At 72.2% G+C, this 22,844-nt stretch carries 19 protein-coding genes and 1 pseudogene; 15 read left to right on the top strand and 5 right to left on the bottom strand.

All coding sequences use genetic code 11. The annotated features are described in order from the left end of the window. Positions 1-232 precede the first annotated feature (232 nt). On the top strand, positions 233-1,390 hold the full coding sequence (locus ACFXBC_RS20620; RefSeq protein WP_385026098.1) for an ABC transporter ATP-binding protein: 1,158 nt from the start codon (positions 233-235) through the stop codon (positions 1,388-1,390). A 30-nt stretch (positions 1,391-1,420) separates the two neighbouring features. Here ACFXBC_RS20620 and ACFXBC_RS20615 read toward each other — a convergent pair whose 3' ends face one another. The 3 genes from ACFXBC_RS20615 to ACFXBC_RS20605 all read right to left on the bottom strand — a co-directional run bounded on the left by ACFXBC_RS20615 (position 1,421) and on the right by ACFXBC_RS20605 (position 3,809). Then, a complete protein-coding gene (locus tag ACFXBC_RS20615; RefSeq protein WP_385026167.1) occupies positions 1,421-2,341 on the bottom strand; it encodes an ABC transporter substrate-binding protein in 921 nt (306 codons plus the stop codon). A 125-nt stretch (positions 2,342-2,466) separates the two neighbouring features. Further along, positions 2,467-3,141, bottom strand: coding sequence for an ABC transporter permease (locus ACFXBC_RS20610; protein ID WP_385026096.1), 675 nt, complete (start codon positions 3,139-3,141; stop codon positions 2,467-2,469). Continuing rightward, positions 3,138-3,809, bottom strand: a complete 672-nt coding sequence (locus tag ACFXBC_RS20605; protein WP_385026093.1) for an ABC transporter permease — start codon at positions 3,807-3,809, stop codon at positions 3,138-3,140. The genes ACFXBC_RS20610 and ACFXBC_RS20605 overlap by 4 nt, the downstream gene beginning before the upstream one ends. A gap of 257 nt (positions 3,810-4,066) precedes the next feature. On the opposite strand from ACFXBC_RS20605, the gene ACFXBC_RS20600 reads away from it, so the two are divergent. Beyond that, positions 4,067-5,032: a pirin family protein gene (locus ACFXBC_RS20600; RefSeq protein WP_385026091.1), complete on the top strand. Its 966-nt coding sequence runs from the start codon at positions 4,067-4,069 to the stop codon at positions 5,030-5,032. A gap of 221 nt (positions 5,033-5,253) precedes the next feature. Here the strand turns inward: ACFXBC_RS20600 and ACFXBC_RS20595 are convergent, their stop codons facing one another. Further along, positions 5,254-5,445, bottom strand: a complete 192-nt coding sequence (locus ACFXBC_RS20595; RefSeq protein WP_385026088.1) for a thiomuracin/GE37468 family thiazolyl RiPP peptide — start codon at positions 5,443-5,445, stop codon at positions 5,254-5,256. A gap of 201 nt (positions 5,446-5,646) precedes the next feature. Here ACFXBC_RS20595 and ACFXBC_RS20590 point away from each other — a divergent pair, with 201 nt between their 5' ends. The 12 genes from ACFXBC_RS20590 to ACFXBC_RS20535 all read left to right on the top strand — a co-directional run bounded on the left by ACFXBC_RS20590 (position 5,647) and on the right by ACFXBC_RS20535 (position 21,573). Beyond that, on the top strand, positions 5,647-6,744 hold the full coding sequence (locus ACFXBC_RS20590; protein ID WP_385026085.1) for a hypothetical protein: 1,098 nt from the start codon (positions 5,647-5,649) through the stop codon (positions 6,742-6,744). Positions 6,745-6,812: 68 nt separating this feature from the next. Continuing rightward, the gene (locus tag ACFXBC_RS20585) at positions 6,813-8,141 is read left to right on the top strand and encodes a hypothetical protein (protein WP_385026082.1); all 1,329 of its coding nucleotides are present in this window, start codon (positions 6,813-6,815) and stop codon (positions 8,139-8,141) included. Continuing rightward, positions 8,141-10,828, top strand: coding sequence for a lantibiotic dehydratase (locus ACFXBC_RS20580; RefSeq protein ID WP_385026079.1), 2,688 nt, complete (start codon positions 8,141-8,143; stop codon positions 10,826-10,828). Before ACFXBC_RS20585 ends, ACFXBC_RS20580 begins: the two co-directional genes overlap by 1 nt. Next, positions 10,822-11,778, top strand: a complete 957-nt coding sequence (locus ACFXBC_RS20575; RefSeq protein ID WP_385026076.1) for a lantibiotic dehydratase C-terminal domain-containing protein — start codon at positions 10,822-10,824, stop codon at positions 11,776-11,778. Before ACFXBC_RS20580 ends, ACFXBC_RS20575 begins: the two co-directional genes overlap by 7 nt. Before the next feature lie 60 nt (positions 11,779-11,838). Next, entirely contained in the window at positions 11,839-13,044 is a 1,206-nt protein-coding gene (locus ACFXBC_RS20570) for a thiopeptide maturation pyridine synthase (protein ID WP_385026073.1), read from the top strand. Then, entirely contained in the window at positions 13,041-14,378 is a 1,338-nt protein-coding gene (locus ACFXBC_RS20565; RefSeq protein WP_385026070.1) for a hypothetical protein, read from the top strand. Before ACFXBC_RS20570 ends, ACFXBC_RS20565 begins: the two co-directional genes overlap by 4 nt. A 49-nt stretch (positions 14,379-14,427) precedes the next feature. Further along, positions 14,428-15,849, top strand: a complete 1,422-nt coding sequence (locus ACFXBC_RS20560) for a hypothetical protein (RefSeq protein WP_385026067.1) — start codon at positions 14,428-14,430, stop codon at positions 15,847-15,849. Further along, positions 15,842-17,839 carry a TOMM precursor leader peptide-binding protein gene (locus tag ACFXBC_RS20555; RefSeq protein WP_385026064.1) on the top strand — a complete coding sequence of 666 codons (1,998 nt, stop codon included), beginning with the start codon at positions 15,842-15,844 and terminating at the stop codon, positions 17,837-17,839. Before ACFXBC_RS20560 ends, ACFXBC_RS20555 begins: the two co-directional genes overlap by 8 nt. A 123-nt stretch (positions 17,840-17,962) precedes the next feature. Further along, positions 17,963-18,565, top strand: a complete 603-nt coding sequence (thpR, locus tag ACFXBC_RS20550; protein ID WP_385026061.1) for an RNA 2',3'-cyclic phosphodiesterase — start codon at positions 17,963-17,965, stop codon at positions 18,563-18,565. A gap of 321 nt (positions 18,566-18,886) precedes the next feature. Next, positions 18,887-19,231: a beta/gamma crystallin domain-containing protein gene (locus ACFXBC_RS20545; protein WP_385026058.1), complete on the top strand. Its 345-nt coding sequence runs from the start codon at positions 18,887-18,889 to the stop codon at positions 19,229-19,231. 349 nt (positions 19,232-19,580) lie between these two features. Further along, positions 19,581-20,660, top strand: coding sequence for an NlpC/P60 family protein (locus ACFXBC_RS20540; RefSeq protein WP_385026055.1), 1,080 nt, complete (start codon positions 19,581-19,583; stop codon positions 20,658-20,660). Between the two features lie 4 nt (positions 20,661-20,664). Further along, positions 20,665-21,573 (top strand): hypothetical protein, encoded by a 909-nt coding sequence (locus ACFXBC_RS20535; protein WP_385026052.1) that lies wholly within the window; start codon positions 20,665-20,667, stop codon positions 21,571-21,573. An 82-nt stretch (positions 21,574-21,655) separates the two neighbouring features. Here the strand turns inward: ACFXBC_RS20535 and ACFXBC_RS20530 are convergent, their stop codons facing one another. Then, a complete protein-coding gene (locus ACFXBC_RS20530; RefSeq protein WP_385026049.1) occupies positions 21,656-22,195 on the bottom strand; it encodes a GNAT family N-acetyltransferase in 540 nt (179 codons plus the stop codon). A gap of 247 nt (positions 22,196-22,442) precedes the next feature. Between ACFXBC_RS20530 and ACFXBC_RS20525 the strand changes: the two are divergent. Then, positions 22,443-22,844: pseudogene (locus ACFXBC_RS20525) on the top strand (hypothetical protein); the annotation flags it as partial.

Raw genomic sequence — 22,844 nt, 5'->3', positions numbered from 1 at the left:
ACTCGGGGCAGCCACACAGTCCGCCCTGGACAAACAGATATGCCCTCGCAATAATGAAACGATTCACGCTCCTCGGAGGACTATGCGGAGGACTCTGCGGAGGCCGTCCGTCAGCCGCAGCCGCGGTTGCCGGTGGCGGTTGCCCGGCCCGGCGGTCGTCACCCGCACAGCGGCCGGCCCGCGCGGGTGCCGCCGGTGAGCGGGGTGCGGCTCCGGCGGTTAGCGTTGCTCCATGATCCGGTTCGAACAGGTCGGCAAGGTCTACCCGGACGGCACGATGGCGGTGGACGACCTGTCGTTCGAGGTCTCCGAGGGGGAACTGGTCACCCTCGTCGGGCCGTCGGGCTGCGGCAAGACGACCACGATGATGATGGTGAACCGGCTCATCGAACCGACCTCCGGCCGGATCCTGGTGGACGGCAGGGACATCTCCGCCATCGACCCGGTGCGGCTGCGGCGCGGCATCGGCTACGTCATCCAGCAGGTCGGCCTCTTCCCGCACCGTACGGTCCTCGACAACACGGCCACCGTGCCCGCGCTGGTCGGCTGGAAGAGGGCCAGGGCACGGGAGCGCGCCGCCGAACTCCTCGATCTGGTCGGACTCGACCCCGGCATCTACGGGTCCAGATACCCGGCGCAGCTGTCCGGCGGACAGCGGCAGCGGGTCGGGGTGGCCAGGGCGCTCGCCGCTGATCCGCCCGTCCTGCTGATGGACGAACCGTTCGGCGCGGTCGACCCCGTGGTGCGCGAGCGGCTGCAGAACGAGTTCCTGAAGCTCCAGGCGACCGTGCGCAAGACGGTGCTGCTGGTGACCCATGACATCGAGGAGGCCGTCCGGATGGGCGACCGGATCGCGGTGTACGGAGAAGGGCGCATCGAGCAGTTCGACACACCGGGTGCGGTACTCGGCACCCCGGCGACTCCGTATGTGGCCGAGTTCGTGGGCGCCGACCGCGGGCTGAAGCGGCTCTCCGTCACCCGGATCGAGACGGACGACCTGGAACAGCCCCCCGTGGCCCGGCTCGACGAGACGGCCGGCACGGTGGCCGGCCGGCTGCGCGCCGAGGGGGCGCGGTGGGCCGTGGTGCTGCGGCAGGACGGGGGCCTGCACGGCTGGGTGGCCGCGGACGCCCTGGCGGGGGCGGGCGCCACCGTGGGTCCGCTGGCCCGCCGAATGGAGGCATGGGTGCCGGTGGGGGCGCCGCTGAAGCAGGCGTTCAGCGAGATGCTGCAGCACGACGCGGGGTGGGTGGCGGTGCTGGACGGGGACCACTTCCTCGGTGTGCTGACCCCGGCCAAGCTCCATGAGGCGCTGCGGCGCTCGGTGGACGCGGACGCGCACGGGGTCGCGCGGGACGAGGTGGAGTTCACATCCGTCTCGGATGCGTAACCGGCCAACGGCGTTACGGCGGGCGGCCCTTCAGAGCAGGTGCTTCGACCGCAGGTAGTTCCTGGCGACGTCCTCGGGCAGCCGCCGCCAGCTGTCCACCTGCTGGTTGAGCGAGGCAAGGTCCTTGGTGGTCAGTACGGCGTTGAGCCGGTCGAGCGCGCCCGTGACGCCGTGGCTCCCGGCGCGTGAGCGGTTGACGACGGGCACGATGGAGTCGGCGTTCTGCAGATGCTTGTCGTCCCGGAGGATGACCAGGCCGAAGGCGCCGAGCGTGGCGTCCGTGGTCGTCGTCAGCACCATCTGGTCCTGTCCGTTCTGCACCGCCTGCTTGGCCGGGGTGGTACCGACGCCCTTGGGGTCGATCCCGGTGAGGCGGATGCCGTAGGTCTTCTTCAGACCCGGCTCGCAGTACGGGCGCCGAACGCACTCGTCACCCGCGGCGAGCCGCACCGCGAGCCCGGACCTGCCCAGATCGCTGAGGGTCCTGAGCCGGTGCCGGGCGGCATAGGCGGCGGTGACCGCGTAGGCGTTCTGGTCGACCGCGCGGCCGGGGTTCAGGACCGTGAGGCCGCGCGGGGCCGCCAGGGCGCGCAGGGCCTTCATGGTGGCCCGGATGTCGGGCGACCCGGCGGGCGGCGCCCCCGCCCCCCTCACCTTGGTGTTCAGCCAGTCCGCGAAGGTCGCCGCGTACTCCGGTACGACGTCGATCTGGCCGCTCTCCAGGGCGGGTTCATAGAGTTCCCGATTGGTCACGGACAGGATGTCGGTGCGGTATCCGGCCCGGTGGAGAAGGAGCGCGTACATCTGGGCGAGCAGATCGCTCTCGGTGAAACCCGCGGTGCCGATGGTCAGCTGCTTGCTGTTGCCGGGCGGGGCCGTGACCGTACCGCGGCTCTCCAGGGCGGGTCCGGTGGTGCACGCGGCGGCTGTCAGCAGGAGCACACCGCACAGCAGCCAGGGCCGGGCATGGAACGCACCGCGCGGCAGCCGGGGCCGGGCCCGGCCCGCACCGCACAACAGGCGGGGCCGGGGACAGAGCCCGCACGGCCCGGCCCGGTCGTGCGACGGGCCCGCCCTCACTCCGTACCGCCTCGCGCCCAAGCGGGTGCCAGCCGCTGCCCGATCACGAACAGGGCCTCCACCAGCAACGCGAACACAGCCACCAGCAGCGCTCCCGCCACGACCTGAGGCGTGGAGGCGAGATTGAACCCACCGGTGATGATCCGTCCGAGCCCACCGCCACCGGCCAGCGCGGCGAGGGTGGCCGTGGCGACGAGCTGGACGGCCGCGATCCGCATACCGGTGAGGATCAAAGGCGACGCAAGCGGCAGTTCCACGTGAAACAGCAGTTGTCGCCCTGACATGCCCATCCCCCGGGCCGCGCTGACCACGTCCCGGTCCACCTCGCGCATCCCGACATAGGCGTTGGTCAGCAGCGGCGGTACGGCGAAGAGCACCAGCGCGATGACGGTCGGCCACTCGCCGTGCTTGCCGAGCGGGGTGAGCAGCAGCAGGACGAGTACGGCGAAGGTGGGGACGGCGCGTCCGACATTGGAGATATTGACGGCGAGCGCACCCCCTCGGCCGATGTGACCGAGCACCACGGCGACCGGCAGGGCGATCAGACTGCTCAGCGCCAGACAGACGACGGTGAGGAAGAGATGCTGGGTGATCCGGTGCGTGATGCCGTCACCGCCGGACCAGTGGGCGGAGCTGGTGAGCCAGGACCAGGCGGAGGAGAGCGTGTTCATACGCGGGTCCATGGTGTGAGCAGCCGCTGCACGCCGAGCAGTACGAGGTCGGCGGCGACCGCGATGACCACACAGAGCACGGACGCGGTCAGCACCTGGGCCTTGAAGTAGGTGTTCATACCGCTGTAGATGAGGTTGCCGAGGCCGCCGTATCCGACGATGGCGCCCACCGTGACGAGCGAGACGGCCGAGACGGTCGCGATACGCAGCCCCGCCATGGCGGCGGGGAGCGAGAGCGGAAGCTCGACGGCGAGCAGCAGCCGGATCGGCCCGTACCCCATGCCGCGGGCGGCCTGTCGGGTCTCCTCGGGCACGGCGCGCAGCCCGGCCAGGATGTTCCGTACCAGCAGGGTGAGCGAGTAGAGGACGAGGCCGGCGATCACGAGGGAGGCGGAGAGGCCGTACACCGGCAGGAGAAGCGAGAACATCGCGAGGGAGGGGACCGTGTAGAGCACGGTGGTGATCGCGAGCACCGGACCGGCGGCCAGCCGCCAGCGACGGGCCGCCACCGCGAGGGGAACGGCGAGCACCAGCCCGACCAGCACGGAGACCGCCGTGAGCTGCAGGTGCTGGAGGACGGCATCCCAGAGGATGGTCTTGCGGGTCGACAGATAGGCACCGCAGATCCACTCGTTGCGCGCGAGGCAGTCATGCGGAGGCGCGATCATCCGTCCATTGCAGTCCGCGACCGGGTACGGTGCCCGTCCTGGTGGTCTGTTCGAGTGTCAGGGCGGGGCTCGGGGTGATGCGGCCCGGCCGGTAGGGCGGGGGCCGGACAGCGCCGGCCGGTGGGGAAAGCCGCAACCGGTCGGGGCGGACCTGGCCCAAGCCTCCATGACGGAACCTGGGACCTTCCAGAGCCAGATGTGTCATCGCGCGTACGGAGCCCCGCACTGTCGCCCGCAGCGGCGCTAGGTTGTGCAGCATGAGCAATCTCGATCGCCAGGCGGCCCTCTCCGTCTGCGGTGGCCGCGGCTTCGTCCCGGCCGAGCCGGTGCGCGAACTCCTCAGCCCCCGCCGGGTGGGACTCGGCGAATCGACCGAGGTGCGCCGGCTGCTGCCGAACCTGGGCCGCCGCATGATCGGCGCCTGGGCCTTCGTCGACCACTACGGCCCCGACGACATCGCCGGCGAACCGGGCATGCAGGTCCCGCCGCACCCGCACATGGGCCTCCAGACGGTCAGCTGGCTGCACGAGGGGGAAGTGCTGCACCGGGACAGCACGGGAAGCCTGCAGACGGTGCGCCCGCGCGAGCTGGGGCTCATGACATCGGGCCGGGCGATCAGCCATTCGGAGGAGAGCCCCGCGGCGCACGCCCGCTATCTGCACGGAGCCCAGCTCTGGGTGGCGCTCCCCGAAGCCCACCGCACAGTGGAACCGCACTTCCAGCACCACGCGGACCTGCCGACAGTGGAGGCCCCGGGCCTCACGGCAACGGTCGTCCTGGGCGAACTCGACGGCGCCCTCTCCCCCGGTACGGCGTACAGCCCGCTGCTCGGCGCCGACCTGGCCCTCGCAGCGGGAACGGAGACCGCCCTGCCGCTGGAGCCGGACTTCGAGTACGCGGTCCTCGCCATGTCGGGCGAGGCGTCCGTGGACGGCGTACCGGTCCAGCCCGGCTCGATGCTCTACCTCGGCTGCGGACGCACAGAACTGCCGCTGCGCGCGGTGTCGGACGCGGGCCTGATGCTGCTGGGCGGCGAGCCGTTCGCGGAAGAGATCGTCATGTGGTGGAACTTCATCGGACGGTCCGACGAGGACATCGCGCAGGCACGCGCGGACTGGATGACAGGGTCACGCTTCGGCGAGGTCAAGGGCTACGACGGCGACCGGCTGTCCGCTCCCGAACTCCCGCCCGTACCGCTGAAACCACGGGGCCGAGTGCGCTGACCCGCGCCTCTTGCGCATCCCGGATCGACAGAGATCACCGGCAGAGAACACCGAACACCGGCTACGGCGGCAGACGTTCACCTGAAGTTCTGACACGGCAAGTTCTGACACGGCCTGCCCCCGGTGCGGCCGGCCGGGGCCGAGCCGTTCGATGCCGCTTACGCCACCGGTGGCCCCACGCGCGTGCCGGGCCGGCTGCTCGCCCGGCACGCGCTGCCGGCTCAGGAGCAGCTGCAGTTACAGCAGTTCGGCGGCGGAGCGCAGCAGAAGCTCGCACTCGCCTCCGTCATGCCGTGACCCGCTGTGAGCGACTGGCTGTGCTCGTCCCCGGCCAGCGAGCCGAGGTCGAGGTCCAGCGCGAGGTCGGCGACCGCAGCAGCGAGCGACGGTGAACCGGTGCTGTTCTCGTTCATCAAGCCCTCCTTTCGAACTAATGGAGCATCAACAGACATGTTCGGGCACCCAGTTCGGACACTAGCGTGACTATTGGGAACTGTGAAGGGGATGGACTAGACCATTAGGCTCCGCTAGTGTCGGCCGCCCGGAGGCCCAGGAACGCAACTTCGTCCGGCGCTTCCACGCCTGCGAAAGGCCGTTACCGCTGAGGAATCCCGATGGAGGTGGCGATGAGGCCGAGGCTGCTCCCCGACACGCATCTGCTGCCATCCGACCGGGGTGTGGTGATCCGCGGGCCCCAGCACACGACTGCCTTCGCGCTGCCGGGAATCCACCCGTGGCTGGAACGTCTGCGGCCGTTTCTGGACGGTCGCAGCACTCTGGACCAGCTCACCGCCGACCTCCCGCCACAGACCGCGCAGCATGTTCGCGCTCTGGTGGAACTGCTGGCCCGGGAAGGCTTCGTACGCGACGCGACGGCGGATCTGCCACACGGGCTGAGCCCACAGGTCCTTGCGCACCACGCGGCACTGATCGACTTCATCGCGGCGCGCGCGGACTCGCCCGAGTACCGCTTCGAGCGGTACCGCGACTGCGCCCCCCTCGTGCTCGGTTCCGGGCGGATGGCACATGCGCTGGTGCTCGCCCTGCTCGCCTCGGGTGTGGCACATGTCCGCCGCCGGCCCGGCACCGCGGATGAGGCGTCCGGAGCCCCTGCGGGCGTGGACCGGCTACGGGAGTGTGTGGCCCTGCTCCAGCAGGAGGGCGGATGCTTCCGCTACGAACAGCTCAGCGGGGACCGTGCCGAACTGCCCGCGGACGCGGGCGTGGTGCTCTTCGGTTCGGACGTGTTCGACGCGGAGGCGGCCGAGCGGGCCCGCGCGCTCGCGATACGCGGCGGCCTTCGGTACGGAGAGGCGGTGGCACAGGGCGATCACATCGTGATCAGCGCCGTGGGCGACCCCGGGAGCGCGTCGGAACCTCCAGCACCGGCCCCCTGCAGGCCGCCGGGCAGCGGACCGGCTCACGATCACGACGGAGCAGGCGCGGCGGATCCGGGAAACCCGGCCGGCGTGCGGGAGCACGGCCTGATCCAGGCGGAAGACCCCAGTCCTTACCTCGGTGGTCCGATCGCGGCTCTCGCCGCCCATCAGCTCTGCCGGCAACTGCTGCACCGGATGGCGGGTCTGGACAACGCCGTTGGCGGCGCAGATCCGTCACTGAAGGATCCGTCATTGGCAGATCCTTCAGTGGTGGGCAGTACCGCGGTACTGGATCTGGCCACCGGCCGCTTCCTCGGCACGGAGGCGGGGTGAAGAGCAGAAGCGACAGGACCGACAGGACCGGGGGAACCGACGAAACCGACGGGATCCTCCGGGCCCGTGTGAGCGAGACCCCCTTCCCACTGGCGCTCTGGGCCGACGCGGTCTACTCCCGCAGGGCCATTCCGGCCACGCTCGCCGCGGGATCCCCGGTCCCAGGAGAAGCCGGTGCGGAGTGCGACCCGCTCCCCCGCGGGCCACGCCTTGCGCTGGCACCGCCGCCGCTCCACCTGCCGCCCGCCCCCGAACCTCCGGTCACCCCCGAACCTCCGGTCACCCCCGAATCCCCGGTCACCCCCGAATCCCCGGCCGCCCTCACCGACCCGGCCATCCTCTCCGCGCTGCTGCACTACTCCTACGGCCTGTTCCAGCACGACCTGACCCCGGGCGGCTGGCCGCTTCACCGGGCGGTGGCCTCCGCGCGCTGCCGCTATCCGAGCGAGGTCACCCTCGTCACACCCGCCGCGGCGTTCCGGTTCGATCCGATGCACCATCAACTCGTCCTGCTGAACGCATCGATGACGGATGATCCGGAGTGCGATCCCGGACGGTCCCGGTTCATCGTGATCACCAGCCGGTTCGCCCGTACCGCCCGGCTCTACGGCGACTACGCTCCACGGCTCTGCGCCCAGGAAGCAGGAATGCTGCTGGGCGCGCTGCACCTGGTCGCCGCCGCAGTCGGTCTGCGCACCCGCCCCGGGCAGGACCGGGAGACGCTGCTCGGCCTCTGCGCGAACCGGCTGCCGGCGGCCGAGCACCCGATGGGCTACCTGGAGATCCCGCGATCCGCGCAGCGTCCGGCCGACCGGGGCTGGCTCCCGCCCGACCTGGCCTCTGTGCTCCGTGCCCGCCACTCGGGCGCCGCGATATTCGACCCGGAACCGGCGCCATCCCCGCGGGCGCTGCTCACCGATCTCGACGCCGCCCTCACGGCAGCGCCGTTCCCCGGCTTCTCCTGCCACCTGCTCGTCCAGCGTGTCACCGGCTTCCCCCCGGGCCACTACGTCCACAGCGGCGGCGGCCTGCGACAGACCGGCGACGGCGACCCGCTCGCTTCGCTCGAACAGATCGGGCAGACCGAAGGCCGGGTGTCGATGAACTTCCGCTCGACCGCCTGTACCGCCTACATCGCCGTCCGGCGCGCCGGCGCCGTCGCACGGTACGGCGCGGACGCCTTCCGCAGACTGCACCTGATCGCGGGGGCGGCGGCGCACCTGATCTGCGTGGTCGCGGCCCGTCATGGCCTGGCCGCCCGCGTCCACAACGGCTACGACGCCGCCGGGGCCGAACGTCTGCTCGGGCTTGCCCGGGGTGAGGAGACCGTGCTCTTCCAGGTGGCCATCGGCAGGATGCGGCCGGGCGCCGCCTTCCGTATCCCGGTGGTGTTCTGATGAGCCGGAACACACCGCCCTCGACGGCGCCTCCCGCGTCCACCGCCCCCGTGGGGGTACGGATCGCCGGACTGCCCACCACCGCACTCGACGCCTCCCGCGTCCCCCGCAGCACCGAACTCGCCCTGCGTATCGGGTCTTTGGACCAACGGCTGGCCGACGAGGCGGCGCAGCTCAGCGACGCGCTGTACGCCCTGATCGGTACCGAACCGGCACGCCCCTTCAAGCCCAGGCTGGTGGGGCTGCGCCGAGCTGTGCACCGGGGCGCCCGCATCGGCCCTCTGCTGGACGCGGCGGCCCCGCCGGATGTGCTCGGTGCCGCGCTCACCGGACGTCTCCACGGCCACGCCGCTCTTGGCCGTGCCCGGGCCGGGCTCTTCGCGGAACTGGGCCGCGTCCTGCCCGCCGAGACCCGGTCGGCGGCAGCGGCCCTCGATGCGCTTGTCCAGGACCCGGCGTTCGCCACCGGTCTCGACTACGCCAGTCCGGACCTGTACGAGGACCTGCGCCGACGGGAGCGCGACGCGCCGGAGCGGCGGCCGCTGGACGGGGCAGCCGTCCGGCTGGCCAAGTACGCGGGCCGCGCGATGGCCAAGCCCAGCCCGCTGACCACCTTCGCCGCGAGCGGCTTCGGCCACTGGGCGACGGACGCCGGCGCCGATGTCACCCTGGTGAGTTCCGTCCGGGCCGAGGCGGCCGAAGCGGCTCTCCTCCCGCTGTCCCGGATCGCCGCCGCTCTCGCCCACCTGCCCGAAGTGGACGGCGCCGTCCGGCTGCGCGTCAATCCGTCGGCCACACCGGTGCTCTCCTCCGGGGGAGAGCAGTGGCTGTTCACCGCGCCGGGCCCGTCCGGCGAGGTGCGTGCCCTGCCCGCCACACCGGCGCTGGCCGCGGTCCTGGCAGCGGTCGACAAGGCAGGCAGCCCTGCGCGGCTGCGTACCCTGCTCGGTGCCTCCGGCACCGGGAGCGCCACGACCGCCACCGCCGACGCCGTCATCGCGCGGCTCGTCCGCACCGGCCTGCTGGAGATGCGTCTCGGCCTGCCCGACCAGGGACTCGACGCCACCACGCTCTGCGACTGGCTCGGCCGGCACCTGCCGGAGCCGCCCGGCGGCGACCGCCTCACCCTCCTGCTCGCGGACCTGCGCGCCGTCCGCGACCGTGTCGACTCCGCCAGAACCGCCAGGCCCGGCTCCCACCGGGGCATCGCCACCGCCCTTCAGCACCACACCACGGCCGCCGCGCGACGGCTCGGACTGATCGGTCCGGGCGAAGAGCTGGACCGCGGCCCGCTGTACTTCCACCACACGGTGGCCGTCGGCACGGCTGCCGTGCTCGACCCGGCTGCCTGGCGGCCGGCTCTCGCCGACCTCGCCCAAGTACCGGCGCTGCTCGCCCCGTTCGACACCCTCACACCTCGGCGCGAAGCACTCCGCCAGCAGGCCGTGACCGTCCACGGCCCGGGTTTCAGGCAGCCGTTCACCCGTTTCCTCCAGGACTTCGGCCCCTGGTGGGCCGCGGCCGGGCCGCACGCTCCCACCGAGCGCGACGCGCGGCGGCAGGACGCACTGCGCCGCCTGATCGCCCGTACTCCCCTCGCCCCCGACGGCACTGTCCGTCTCGAACCGCGGGCCGTCCGTGAACTCTGCGGCGCCTGGACCGAGCCGGACACCTCGGGCGACCGTCACGCCTGTTACGTACAGACGCTGCCCGACCCGGCCACCGGTCTCGGACTGGTGCTCAACACGGTCACCTGTGGCCATGGCACCGGCCGGACCCGGATCTCCCACCTGCTCGGCGCATCCGCCCGTCCCGGGGCGGCCCGCGAGGAGCCTCCCGGCGGCCCCGCGGACGGCCCCTTGTACGCCGAGTTCGACGCCGCCTTCGGCAGTGCCCTCAACCAGCGTGCGCCCGCCACCCGTTACGCGATCGACCTGGACGGTGCCACATCGGACCGGCCTGCCGGGCAGCTGATCCGCCCCGCCGACCTCGATGTCGTACACGACCGGCGCACCCAGCGCCTCCGCCTGACCCACCGCACCACCGGCCGTGTCATACGGCCACTGCACCTGGGCCTGCTCGCCACACCACTGCTTCCGCTGCAGGCGCGGCTGCTGGCGGAGGCGTTCGGTCAGACCTCCTACGCCTTCTGGTCGGACTGGCCGCAGCTGTGGCGGCTGCTCCCGCCGGAGCGGACAGGCCCGCCCCCCGGGGGCCCGGAGGCGGCGCCCGGTGCGGGGTGGACGAAGATGCCCCGTCTCACCGTCGGGGCCCTGGTCCTGCGCCGTGCGACCTGGTTCGTCGACCCCGGCCGGGCACCCGCCCGCGCCGCCGGGGAAGCGGACGCGGCGTATCTGGTCCGCGTGCACACCTGGCGCGTGGCGCTCGGGCTGCCGCTGCGCTGCTTCCTGCGCCTCCTCACTCCGCGCCCCGCCGACGGCTTCACCGGCCCCGCGCTGCACGACAAGGACCGCAAGCCGGTGTACATCGATTTCGCCCACGCCCATCTGCTGCGTGTCTTCGAGCGGGCCGCGGCCACGGGCCGGCCCCTGCTGTTCACCGAGGCCCTGCCCGACCTCCACGACGCCCCGGCCCACCAGGACGGCCGGCGTTACGCGACCGAGTTCGTCATCGAACTGCCCACCGCACCGCTCCCGGCGGCAGACCGGCGCGAGCGGACATGCTGACCCGCCTGCCCGGAGGGGCGGCGGCGCCGGAACCGGCGGGCCGCTGGGTCAGCGCCCATGTGTTCACCGGCCACCCGCTCGACCTGGTGGTGAGCGCGCTGATCCCCCCGGTCGTCGCGGAGCTGCGGCAACGGGGACTGGCCGACCAGTTCTTCTTCCTCCGCCACTGGCAGGGCGGCCCGCACCTGCGCCTGCGGGTCCGTCTCACCACAGCGGCCGCCGAGCCCGCGGTACGCGCAGCGCTGGAGGCACACACCACGGCGGTGTTCCGCGCGCTGCCACCGTCACAGCCCATGACGGCAGACCAGTACCGTTCCCTGGCAGCCCAGTTGACCGCGCGGGAGCCGGAGAGCGAGCCCGGGGGCCTGGCCCCGAACGACAGCCTCGCCTTCCACACCTACCGGCCGGAACACGGCAAGTACGGCCATGGCGCCGCGTTGCGGGCCGCCGAAGACGCGTTCGCCACCTGCAGCGAGCTGGCCACCGACGCCATAGTGGCCGAATGGAGCCAGGCACAGCGCACGGCCCACTGTTTCGCCCTGCTGGCCGCCACCACGGACCCGGGCGTCCCGCCGGGACGGCCCGCGCCGGATGTGCGGGCCCAGTACAGGACCCGGCGCGCCGCCCTGCTCTCCGTCGCCCACGCGGCACGCACGGCCGCACCGCCGGGAGTGGACGCCCCGGCCGGCGCCGACCCGGTGAGCCGATGGCTCGCGGCCTGCCGGAGCGCCCAGTCGCAGGCCGCCTTCCCTGCCCGGCTGGCCGGTCATCTGTCCCATCTGGCCTGCAACCGTCTCGGCATACGGCTCGGCCAGGAGGCCGGCCTGCGTGCCCTGGCCCTGCTGGCCGTGACGGAGCTGACAGAAGACGACCGACCGCTGCAGCACAGCACCCGGCGGCAGCGGAGCAGCCACGACCACGCCCGGCACGACGGCGCGGACCCGCCATGAGGCCGGTCCCGCGCCCCGAGAAGCCCGGACAGCACACAGAACCGCCAAGGAGGGACTCCCGTGACAGCCATCCCGCAGACGGATGAGCCGCAGTGGCGCGCGGCCCACATCGCGTACTTCGGTGACGACACCGACCAGCTGATCCTTGACGCTGTACGGCCGGTGATCGAGCGCTGCGCCGGTCATGCCGAATCGGCGTACGTGCTCCGGCACTGGCGCCGCGGCCCCCATCTGCGCCTGGTGGTCCGGGCCACACCCGCCGTCTTCGCCGGGCTGGTGGTACCCGCCGTTTCCGAGCTGGTCGGCGGAGCTCTGAGGACGCGGCCGTCCACCGCTGCTCCTCTCGACGAGGCCGCCCTGCTGCCGCTGCACCGCCGACTCGCCGCAGCAGAACGGGAACCCGGCCCGCTGACCCCCTTCTATCCCGACAACTCGATCACCTGGGAGGAGCACGACCGCCGGGTCGACGTGCTGGGCTGCCCGGTGGGCGCGGACGAGCTGGCCCTCTTCTACCAGCGGACCAACGACCTGCTGTTCGAACACCTGGAGTCCGTCGCCGCGGGTCTGCCGCGCGAGACGCTGGCCCTGCGCCTGATGCTCGCCACCGCACACACGCTCTGCCGGCACCCGCAGGACCCTTCGGTGCGCCGCGGGTTCGTCTCCTTCCGCTCGCACGCCGAGGGCTACCTGAGCACCGTCGGTCCCGGGGTGCGGGACGCCTTCGAGCAGCGGTACGCGGCCAACAGCGCACTGCTCACCGCTCAGGTGCGTGCCGTGGTCGCGGCCTTCGACGCCCCGGTCACCGAGCCCGGGGCACCGGATACCGGGGCCGCGGCGGAGCCGGGCCTGTCGGCGGCGCTGCACCGGTGGGTGGGTGCGATCGACCCGCTGGGCAGCCGCTGGACAGGTCTGTACGAGGCGGGCGAGATCCCCGAGGCGGAGATCCCGGCCGACGAGGAGAACGGCCTCGGCGAACTGCTCACAGCCAGCCCGCTGCACCGGGCGATCAGCGGCAGCCCCACGTACAAGGAGATGATGTACCGGGACCCGCGCTTCCTGCGTTACCGCCTGATGCTCAACTACACCTACCTCCACCTCTCCCGTCTCGGGCTGCCCGGCCTCACGCGCTATCTGCTCTGCCACCTCGCGGCCAACGCGGTGGAGGAGGTCTACGGGGTCAGCGCGCTCGAACTGGTCCTGGCCACCGCAGCGGACGACCCGGGTACGCCGGAGAGCACCACCAGCGCGGCACGGGCACGCGGATGAGGACCGCCTCACCGGCTCCCCCGCCCGGCGCCTACCCACCGCCCGCCGACACCGGAGGGGCGGCGGCGCGGCGCTACCACGCACGGCACGGCAGTGTGCTGCCCACCATCGACCCGGCGGCCGGCAGCACCGCACCCAGGCACCATCCGGGTGTGCCCGTCCTGCCCCTGCCGTTCCCCCCGGCCTTCCCGTCCCCGTCGGGCGACCGCGGTCCTGCCGCACTCCTGGAGTGTCTGGGCGCGCTCCTCGCCCTGCTCAACGGCGTCACCCGGGTCGACTGGACAAGCACCGGCGTGGCCGCCGGGCGGCCGGTGCCGTCCGGCGGCGGCACCTACCCGGGTGAGGTGTACACGGCCACCGCGTCCGGGCTCTGCCACTATCTGCCGACGGCTCACGCACTCGAACTCCTCTCCCCCGCCGACCTGCGTGCCGACCTCACCCGCACACTGGACCGACCGCCTCTCGAACTGCCGGAATCAGTCCTGTTGATCACCAGTCGCCTGGACGCGAATCTGGCCCGCTACGGTCCCTTCGGCCACCGGCTGCAGGCACTCGACACCGGCGTGCTGACCGGGCAGGCCCTCACCCTGCTGGAGTCGGCGGGCGCCGCGCCGACCGCTCATACGCGCTTCGCCGACGGGGAAGTGGGCCGCCTGCTCGGCCTCGACTCCGCAGCGGAGCACGTCCACTCGGTCGTCACCGCGCGGACGCCCGGGGCGATCGAGCCGGACGCGCCGCTGCTGCGCCGCCACACGGCCCGCTCCGGCTTCGAGCCGGTCCCCGTTCCGTCGGAAACCCTGCTCGCGGCCGTGGCGGAGGCGGCCCGCCCGATACCCCTGGACGAGGGTGCCCGGACATCCCTCGGCCATGACGTCCCGGCCGACTGCGAGCTGTACGTGGTGGCCCACCGCGTCACCGGACTGCAAGCCGGCTGTCACCGGTTCGACCCACGCACCGGTCAGCTAGGACCGGTCACCGGCGGCGCCACACCCCGGAGCCTCTTCCCGCCCGGCGGTCCGGGAGAACTGGCGGGTTTCGAGGCGGCCTGCGCCGTGCTCGTGACCGGCGACTACGAGTCGGGCTATCCCGGGCACGGCGACCGCTGGTACCGGATGCTCAACCTGCGGGCGGGCGTCATCGGCCAGCGGATCGGCCTGGCCGCCGCGCGTGCCGGGATCGGCGCCGGGCTCCGCTGCGATGTCGACACCGCGGCGGCCGACGCCGTACTGGGCGCGCACCCGGACCGCACCACGCTGCTCGCCGTTCTGCTCGGCCACGAACGCGGCAACGGGACGCCGGCCTGCCATCTGGCCCGGCTGGGCGGCCCGTTGTGACCCTGGCGGACCTCCCGACCGTACCGACCCCTCTCAGGCCGAGGACAAAGTGATCACCTCCGACTCCGTACCTCTCCTGCGTCCCGACGTCTTCCTGACCCCGAGCGGCAGCGGTACCGTCCATGTGCGCTCCAGCCATGGCACCGACCTGATTGCCGCCCCCGGTATCGCCGGGTGGCTGGACCGGCTCACTCCGTTCCTGGACGGCACCCGCACGGTGGAGCAGTTGCTCGACGGCCTCGACGGAGCGCGTCGCACGACGGTGCTGCGCGTGCTCCAGCTCATCGACCGCCACGGCCTGTTGGCGGACCGGGCCACTCCGGACACGGAGCGGCGCGCCGCGGCCTACCCACGGCTGCGCGTGCTGATCCTCTGTGCTCCGGCCGCGGCAGGGGCCCTGACCGACGCTCTGCGGCTGACCGGCCTGTCGGCCGTCACACCGGTGGCCGACCACGCGGCGGCCCGGACCGCGGTGGCGGCCGGCGGCCATGACGCACTGCTGCTGCTCGCGCCCGGCGACGACGCCCGGTCCGTCGCCCGGCTCGACGAGGAGTGCCGTGCCCATGGCCTGTGGTTCGCCGCCGCCGTCCGTGACGCGGAGTCCTGGTGGCTGGGTGAGACGCTCTCCCCCGGCCCGCACCGCGCCGCCGGTGGCTGGCTGGGCGGCTGGCTGCGCGTGCATGGCACCCAGCCCCCTCCTCGGGTCCCGCCATGTCACTCCGACGCGGCCGAGTTCGCCGCCGCTCTGCTGGCGCACCGGTTCCAGCGGGCCCTCCTGGCCCCGTCGACCAGCAGGGCGGGCGAGCCGGAACCGCTCGTCCGGCTGGACATCGCGACCCTGACCACCACCCGCCACCCCTACCGGCCGCACCCGGCCGCACTGCCGGCGGCGCCGCAGTCCGCGGCGGAGTTCCTCGCCGGGATCGCTTCCCTGCGCGACGGACCGGCCGTCGGTCCTGAGGAGTTCTCCCGGCGCGCCGCGGCCTGCGTCGACCCGCGCGGCGGCCTGCTCGCCGAGCTGGACGAGGGGGCTCTTCCGCAGTTCCCCCGGCACGCTTCCCGGGCCCTGGTCCGTGACCCGCGCACCGGCCTGGCCGATCACCATGTCTACGCCACGGGCCGGGACTTCACCACGGCGCGGCTGCGCACCGCACGGCGTGCCCTGGCGCGCTACGCGCTGCTCGCCCTGGACCCCCGGCGGTTCGTCGCGGCATCCGGTGGGCCGTCCCTCTGGGCGTGGTGTCCCGAGCGCGGCACGGCCCACCTGGTTCCGGCGTCGGCCGTACGTACGCAGGGCCCGTCCGCGCCCCGGGGGCTCGGTTCGGCTGCCACCTTCGACGAGGCGGTGGCGGAGGCGCTCCGCGACCGGCGCGGCCCCGCGCACGGCACCCTGCTCGTGCCGCTCGACCACGATCCGGCCGCCACCGGGATACTGCCCTGCCTGCTGAAAGCGGTGCGCTGCGATGAGTGACGACCTCCTGCCGGCCTCCGCCCGGGTGCACCACGACGGCGGCCTGCTCGGCCAGGCCCTCGTCCGCCGCTCCGGCACCGTGCCGCTGCCCCGGACCGGGGTCCGGCTGCTGGCGGCCGACACCCCCGACGCCGCGTCAGAACGGGTGCGTGACCTGGTTGCCGACGGGCATCCGCTCCTGCTCGTCGTCGCGGAGCTGGACCGCGTGGTCATCGGCCCGCAGATCCGCCCCGGCGCACCGGGCTGCCACCGCTGTCTCGCCGCCCGCCGTGCCGGAGCGCGTGCCGACGCGGCGGAGGCGGCGGCCCTGCTCGCCACCTACGGCAGCCGTCTCACCGGCACCGTCTCCCCGCTGCTCACCCCGATCGCCGCCGACCTCGCCGCGAACCTCGCCCTGAGCGGGCTCACCGCCGCGGGGGCCACCGAGAATGCCGGGGCCGCCGAGGACGCCGTCACCATGCTCCGGCTCACCGACCTGGGGATCACCCGGCATGTCTTCCTGCCCGACCCCCACTGCCCCGGCTGCGGCAGCCTGCCCGATGACGCTCCGGCCCACGCGGAAATCCCCCGCGTCCCCCGGCCCAAACCGGACCCCGGGGTCCTGCGGGTCCGGGACCTGCGCGCGGAGCGGGCCGTACTGGAAGCCCGCTACGTCGACGACGAGACCGGTGTACTCAAGGGGCTGCGGAACCGCGGACTGCACACCCTGCCGTTCTCCGAGGCCAAGGTCGGCCCGCCCGAGTCGGTCGACGGCGGGTACGGCCGTGCGCTCGACTTCCGTACCGCCAGGGTCACCGCGATCGCCGAGGCGCTGGAGCGGCTCGGCGGAGGCCACCCGGGAGGGCGGACCACCGTGATGCACGGCAGTCACCGCGAACTCGCCGCCCGGTACCCCGGCGGCGTACTGGACCCGGCCACCACCGGCAGCCACGAACCCCGCCGCTACCAGGAACCCGGCTTCCCCTTCCAGCCGTACCACCCCGACCTCGGCCTGCCGTGGGTCTGGGGCTACTCCCTCACCCGCGAACAGCCGGTCCTGGTGCCCGAGAGCCTGGCGTACTACCGTCTCGGCCGCCACCGGCCGCACCCCGCAAGGCCGTTCGTCTCCGAGATCTCCAACGGCTGTGCCCTCGGCGGCTGCGTCGAGGAGGCCGCCCTGTACGGGCTCCTGGAACTCGCGGAGCGCGACGCGTTCCTGCTCACCTGGTATGCCCGTGTGCCGGCGCCCGCGCTCGACCTGCACACCGCGCGCGACCGGCGGATCGGCCTGCTCGCCGACCGGATCCGGGAGCGCACCGGTTACCGCGTCGAAGTCTTCGACGTGACCGGCGCCGAGGGCATTCCGTGTTTCTGGGCCGCCGCCGTGGACACTCGGCCGCGGCCCGCTCCCGGCTCCGGACACGATGCGCCCCGCCCCGCCGTGCTCTGCGCCGGGGGTTCCGGACTCGACCCCGAACGGGGCATCTTCGGCGCACTGCACGAACTGGTCACCGCCATCGAGGCGTACGGGCTGATCTACCCGCAGCGTAGGGAGGACGCCGCCCGGATGCGCGAGGACCCCGAGCAGGTCCGCCTGATGGACGACCACGCGCTGCTGTACTGCGATCCGGTCGCCGCCCGCCGCCTCGACTTCCTCCTCGCCCCCGGCGGCCGGCCGCCACAGGAACGCCTGAACCTGCGTGAACTCGCCGACCGTTACGCCTGGCCCCGCCACACCGATCTGCGTGCGGATCTCGACACGTTGGTGAGCCGTTTCGCCGCGAACGGTCTCGAAGCGATCGTCGTCGACCAGACCACCCCGGTGCACGCCGCGTCCGGACTGTCCTGTGTCAAGGCCGTCGTCCCCGGACTGCTCCCGATGACCTTCGGACATCATCTGCGCCGCATCTCCGGACTCGACCGGGTGCTGACCGTCCCCCACCGCCTCGGGCGCCTCTCCCGGCCCTTGCGCCCGGAGGAGGTCAACCCGCATCCGCACCCGTTTCCGTGACCATGCCGGAGACCGCCGTCCCGGCGTCCACGGAGAAGCGGGCACCGCCTCGCGCCCGCCCACGGAAGCCCGTGCACCGGATACGGTCGTACGGCAGAAGCGAAAACGCGTCCGACCACCCGAATGCGGTACGAAGTCCCAGTGAACGAAGAGACCGGCCCCGCGAGTATCCGCGTGTTCATCGCCCTCGCCCCGCCCGACAGCGCGAAGGAAGAACTCTCGCGCGAACTGCTCCCCGCCTACGGCACACACCCTCATATGCGGTGGAACCGTATCGAGGACTGGCACATCACCCTCGCGTTCCTCGGAGAGCTTCCGGCATCGGCCGTCGCTCTCCTGCGCCTGAAGCTCGCACCTCTCGCCGCTGCCGCCCGGCCTCTCAGCCTGGCGCTGCGCGGCAGCGGGACCTTCGACGCGCGCGTGCTGTGGAGCGGGGTCGACGGGGATCTCGACGGGCTCCGGTCGCTCGCCGCCGACGTGCGTACCGTAGCCAGGTACTGCGGAGCCGCCTTCGAGGACCGGCCGCTGCGCCCCCATCTGACGCTGGCCCGTGCCCGCAGGGACGATCGCTCCTCCGTGACGGAGATCGCCGCCGGGCTCGCCGGCTTCACCGGCCGTCGATGGCAGGCCGGACGTCTGCACCTCGTCGGCAGCAACACCGGCCGCGGTCCCGGACCGATCCACTACCGCGACATCGAGGCCTGGACCCTCGGCAGTGGTGACTGAACGCCGTACGGCAGCCGACGGCGGCGGCCGAACCCCATGCGGGGCGCGCGCCCACCGCCCCCGCCGACCACGTCACCGCCCTCCCACCGCACCAAGGCGCCCAAACGTTTCATCAGTGAACCGAACGCCTAAATCGGGACATTGAGGTGCGAATTTCGGACGAGCGCGGCCAAGTTGATCCCGGAGCGCACCGGTCACGCGGGAATCTCAGTGCGCGACCGCGAAGGACCTTGGGGGGTCCGTCGCGGTGCGGGCGCCCCACGTGCCCGCGGGCGCGGGGGCGCCGCCCTGCTCGATTCCCGTGAAAGAGAGAACGTGTTCATGAAGTCGAAGAGACTCATCCGATCGGCTGCCGTGGCGTTCGCCGCGGCGGCAGCAATCATGCTGACCACTCCCGGCAATGCCTTCGCCATCAACCACGTCGAGTGCCGGGGCGGTGAGAACTTCCTGAAGATCTGGTCCCACAGCGGCGGTCGGCAGAGCGTGGATTGCTACGCGAACAAGGGACGGACCGCGTTCGGCGGCTGGTGGGTCGACAAGATCTCCACCGGAAACAACGACCTGATCTACTACGACGCCAACGGCGACTCCGTACGGATCAACCGCTGGACGGAGATCACGTTCCCGAACCGCCCGCCCAAGGTCAACTCCATCGAGATCCTGTGACGTCCTGACAGCAGCACCGGCGGCACCCGGCCAGGCCAGCGGAGACCACGCTGACCTGGCCGGTCGCGGTCAATGCCGTACGGAAGCAACAGCCCCCTCCGGGGAATCCGCACGAGAAGACCGGACACCGGATCAGAACGGCTGGGCTTCCTGCAATTCACTTCTCCGTCCCCGCGATGGGCCATTGTTCCGCGGGGACGTTGACACGTGCGGGGATACCGGGGTGGGCCGTTCGAGTGAGGGTAGTGTGTTCACAGGTCGAACAGATCTCCCTATGCCCCGTGGTGGCGACCGCGGTGGCAGGCGATCCGTCCGAGCTGTCCGCACGCGACCTCTGAAAGTGGAGCTGATGAACGTGTCGACCGGCGGCGGACAGCTGCGAGGCCGGACCACCGTAGCAGTCCTCGTCTGCGCGATCTCCCTGATACCTGGGCCGAGTTACGCCGCTCCGAACGACCCCGGGACGCGGGGCAACGAGTCGATCGAGCAGATCCGTACGGAGTTGGACGGCCTCTACCGTCAGGCCGAGGTGGCCACCGAGGCGTACGACGGAGCCAACGAGAAGGCGACCAAGCAGGCGAAGCGGCTGGCTTCCCTGCAGAAGGAACTCGCCCACTCCAAGGACCGGGTGGAGAGCCTGCACGATCTCGCGGGTGAGGCGGCCCGTACCCAGTACCGCGGGGGCTATCTCGGCTCCACCGGACTGCAGTTGCTGCTCGGTGACCACGCCGACCGGGCTCTGGACGACGCCGCCCAGAGCAGTCAGGCCATGCAGAGCCTTGTCAACGCCTCCGAGGCCCAGAAGACCGCGGGCGAGGATCTCGACGCGCGGACCGAGGCCGCCGAGAAGGAGTTGCGGGAGCTGAAACGCACCCGTGCGGACAAGGCCAAGTCGAAGACGGAGATAGAGAAGAAGATCGCCGAGGCCGAGCGGATCGAGTCGGGGCTGGCGAAGGGAGAGGCCCGCAAGCTGGCCCAGTTGGAGAAGCAGCGCGAAGACGCGGCCAAGTCCAAGTGGCCGGGCTCCGGTCAGAGCGGCGGCCCGTCGGGCGGGAACAGTCCCGGCGGAACGAAGGTGAGCGGAGCGGCCGGGAAAGCCGTTGCTTTCGCCATGGCCCAGATCGGCAAGCCGTACGTATGGGGCGCGGTCGGCCCCTCGTCGTACGACTGCTCGGGACTGACCTCCGCGGCCTGGGCGGCGGCCGGGCACCCCATCCCCCGTACCTCGCAGGCGCAGTGGGCGGGTCTGACCCGGGTCAGCCTGTCATCCGCGCGGCCCGGTGACCTGATCATCTACTACAACGCCACGCACGTGGGCATGTACATCGGAGGCGGACAGGTCGTCCACGCCCCACGGCCCGGCCGCTCGATCACCACCGCGCCCGCCGCTTCCATGCCCATCCTCGGCGTAGTCCGACCCGGAGTCTGAGCGAATGTCCCACTCACTGTCCCCCCGTGACAAGGGGAACCTGCCCGCGCTCAGCGCACAGCCGCTGATCCGTCTCGACGCGTACGTCGCCGATGACGGGTCGACGGTGATCAACGGCCATCTGCTGGAGATGGGCGGCACACGCCCGCCCAACGAGGCGATTCTCGACGCCATAGCCATGTTCGCCCGCACTCTGGGGGCCCCGGTGGCGGCGACCGTCATCGACCGCAGCGTTCAGCAGGTGGCGCGGATCCGGGTGTACCCCGACGGGTCGAGCCGGAGCATCGGCGAGGAGGAGGACCTGCCGCCGGGGCCCGAGCGGACCGCGGCGGAGGAGGCGGCCTTCCCTCCGCTCGCCCGCGTCGAGCGGATCATCCAGCACGCGCAGCGCGAGGAGCTGCACGCCGCGTTCGTCCTCGCCAGCGCCCTGCGGGAACATCTGACGCTGCGCAGGAACGCGGAGGACGATCTGTCGCTGGAGGCACGGGCGATCGAGGCGTACATCGCCTATCTGCGCGGCGACTACATGATCTCCACCGTCCTCGCGCTGACCGTGGCGCGCATCCGCTGCCGCACCGATCTCAACCGGGCCGCGCCCGAGGTGGCCCGTGCCACCGCGGCATGGCAACGGCTGCGCGACGGTGACCAGGTGGTGACCCGGGGGCAGGAACTGCTGCACATGTGGGAGCGGTTGTCGACGGAGGGCCTGCTGCAGGACCCGTCCCACCGCACCATGGCGCAGGCCGTACGCACCCGGCTCGAACGGGGCAGTCAGTACGTCGAGCCGGCCCCCGCCCCCGCGGCGGCCCTGACCGCGGCTCAGGGCCCGGCCGCCCCTGAGGACGAGCCGCTCAAGCCCACCCGAAGGGGACTGCGGCGCTTCACCAGGTGGCCCGGCCGGGCGGCCGACTGACCGGAACCCACCTTCGGAGCCCTCGGAAGCCTTCGGAAGCAGTCGCCCCAGCAGAAACGCGCCCTGCCGCGGCGGCTGGGGCTCAGGGGGACGGCGTGACCGGGTGCCGCAGGCCGAGCCACTGCTCGGCGTCCCACGCGTGGAACCGCTCCACCTCGGTGAACCCCAGCTTCGCCGCGAGGCGCATCGAGCCGACGTTGGCGGTCTGGGTGGCGAGCACCACCGGCTCACCGGGGAGGACGCCGTCGAGCCAGCCGAGTGCCGCCGCGCACGCCTCGGCTGCGTACCCGGATCCCCACGCCCGCGGCGAGAACAGGTAACCGATTTCGGCCTTCCCCGCGGCAGCCGGACGATGATGCGCCGCAGCCCTCCTGAGCAGGATCTGGCCGATCATCGCCCCGTCGAGATCGACGACGAAGCTGCCGGGCCACCGCTCGGGCACCCCGGGCATCTCGCGCTCAAGGTCGTCACGCGGCCGGGGGCCACCGAGGTAGGTGTGCACCTCCGGCGACGCCAGCAACTCGATGAAGGCCTCACGGTCCCGGGCCTCGGACTCACGGAGTACGAGCCTCTCGGTCCTGATCGGCTCGGGCGGCCAGGCTACGGGCCCGAGATCAGACATGCGCGCAGCCTAACAACCTGAGCGGCCGCCCGCCCAGGGCCGCTCGACAGAGCGGCGGCGAACCGGTTCAGCCTTCCCGAGGAGTTCGCCTCGGTCCCCGGGACCCTCGTCGGCGATCGCATGGCTAGGGTGGCTGTTGGGTCGGTGTGACCTTGCAGGGAGTGGGGAGTGACGGATGGGAGCGACGAACGTCCCGTTCATTAAGGTACCGGTGGGGAGAGACGCCGAGCGCTGGACGAGCCGCAGGGTGCATCGCCGCGTTCTGCTCGTGGTGCACAACGTCACCTCTGCCGGACGGCTGCTGGATGTGCTGCCGCTCTTCCATGACGACTTCCGGATCCAGACACTCGTGACCTCGACGGGGTCCTCCGTCTTCCAGAGCGGCACGGCCGAGCTGTTCGGCGAACTGGGCTTGCCCGTCATCCCCTGGGAGCAGGCTCTGAGGACACCCGTGGACCTGGCTGTCTCCGCCAGCTTCGGCGGACAACTTGACCGGATCAAGGGCAAACTGGCCGTACTTTCGCACGGAGTTGGATACACTAAGAGACTCGACAAGCCGGGAGCCGGGAGCCGGGAGCCGGGAGCCGGGAGCCGGGAGCCGGGAGCCGGGAGCCGGGAGCCGGGAGCCGGGAGCCGGGAGCCGGGAGCC

This window comes from Streptomyces sp. NPDC059398, assembly GCF_042751845.1.
Lineage (GTDB): Bacteria > Actinomycetota > Actinomycetes > Streptomycetales > Streptomycetaceae > Streptomyces.
This window is presented reverse-complemented; position numbering and strand designations above follow the sequence as displayed.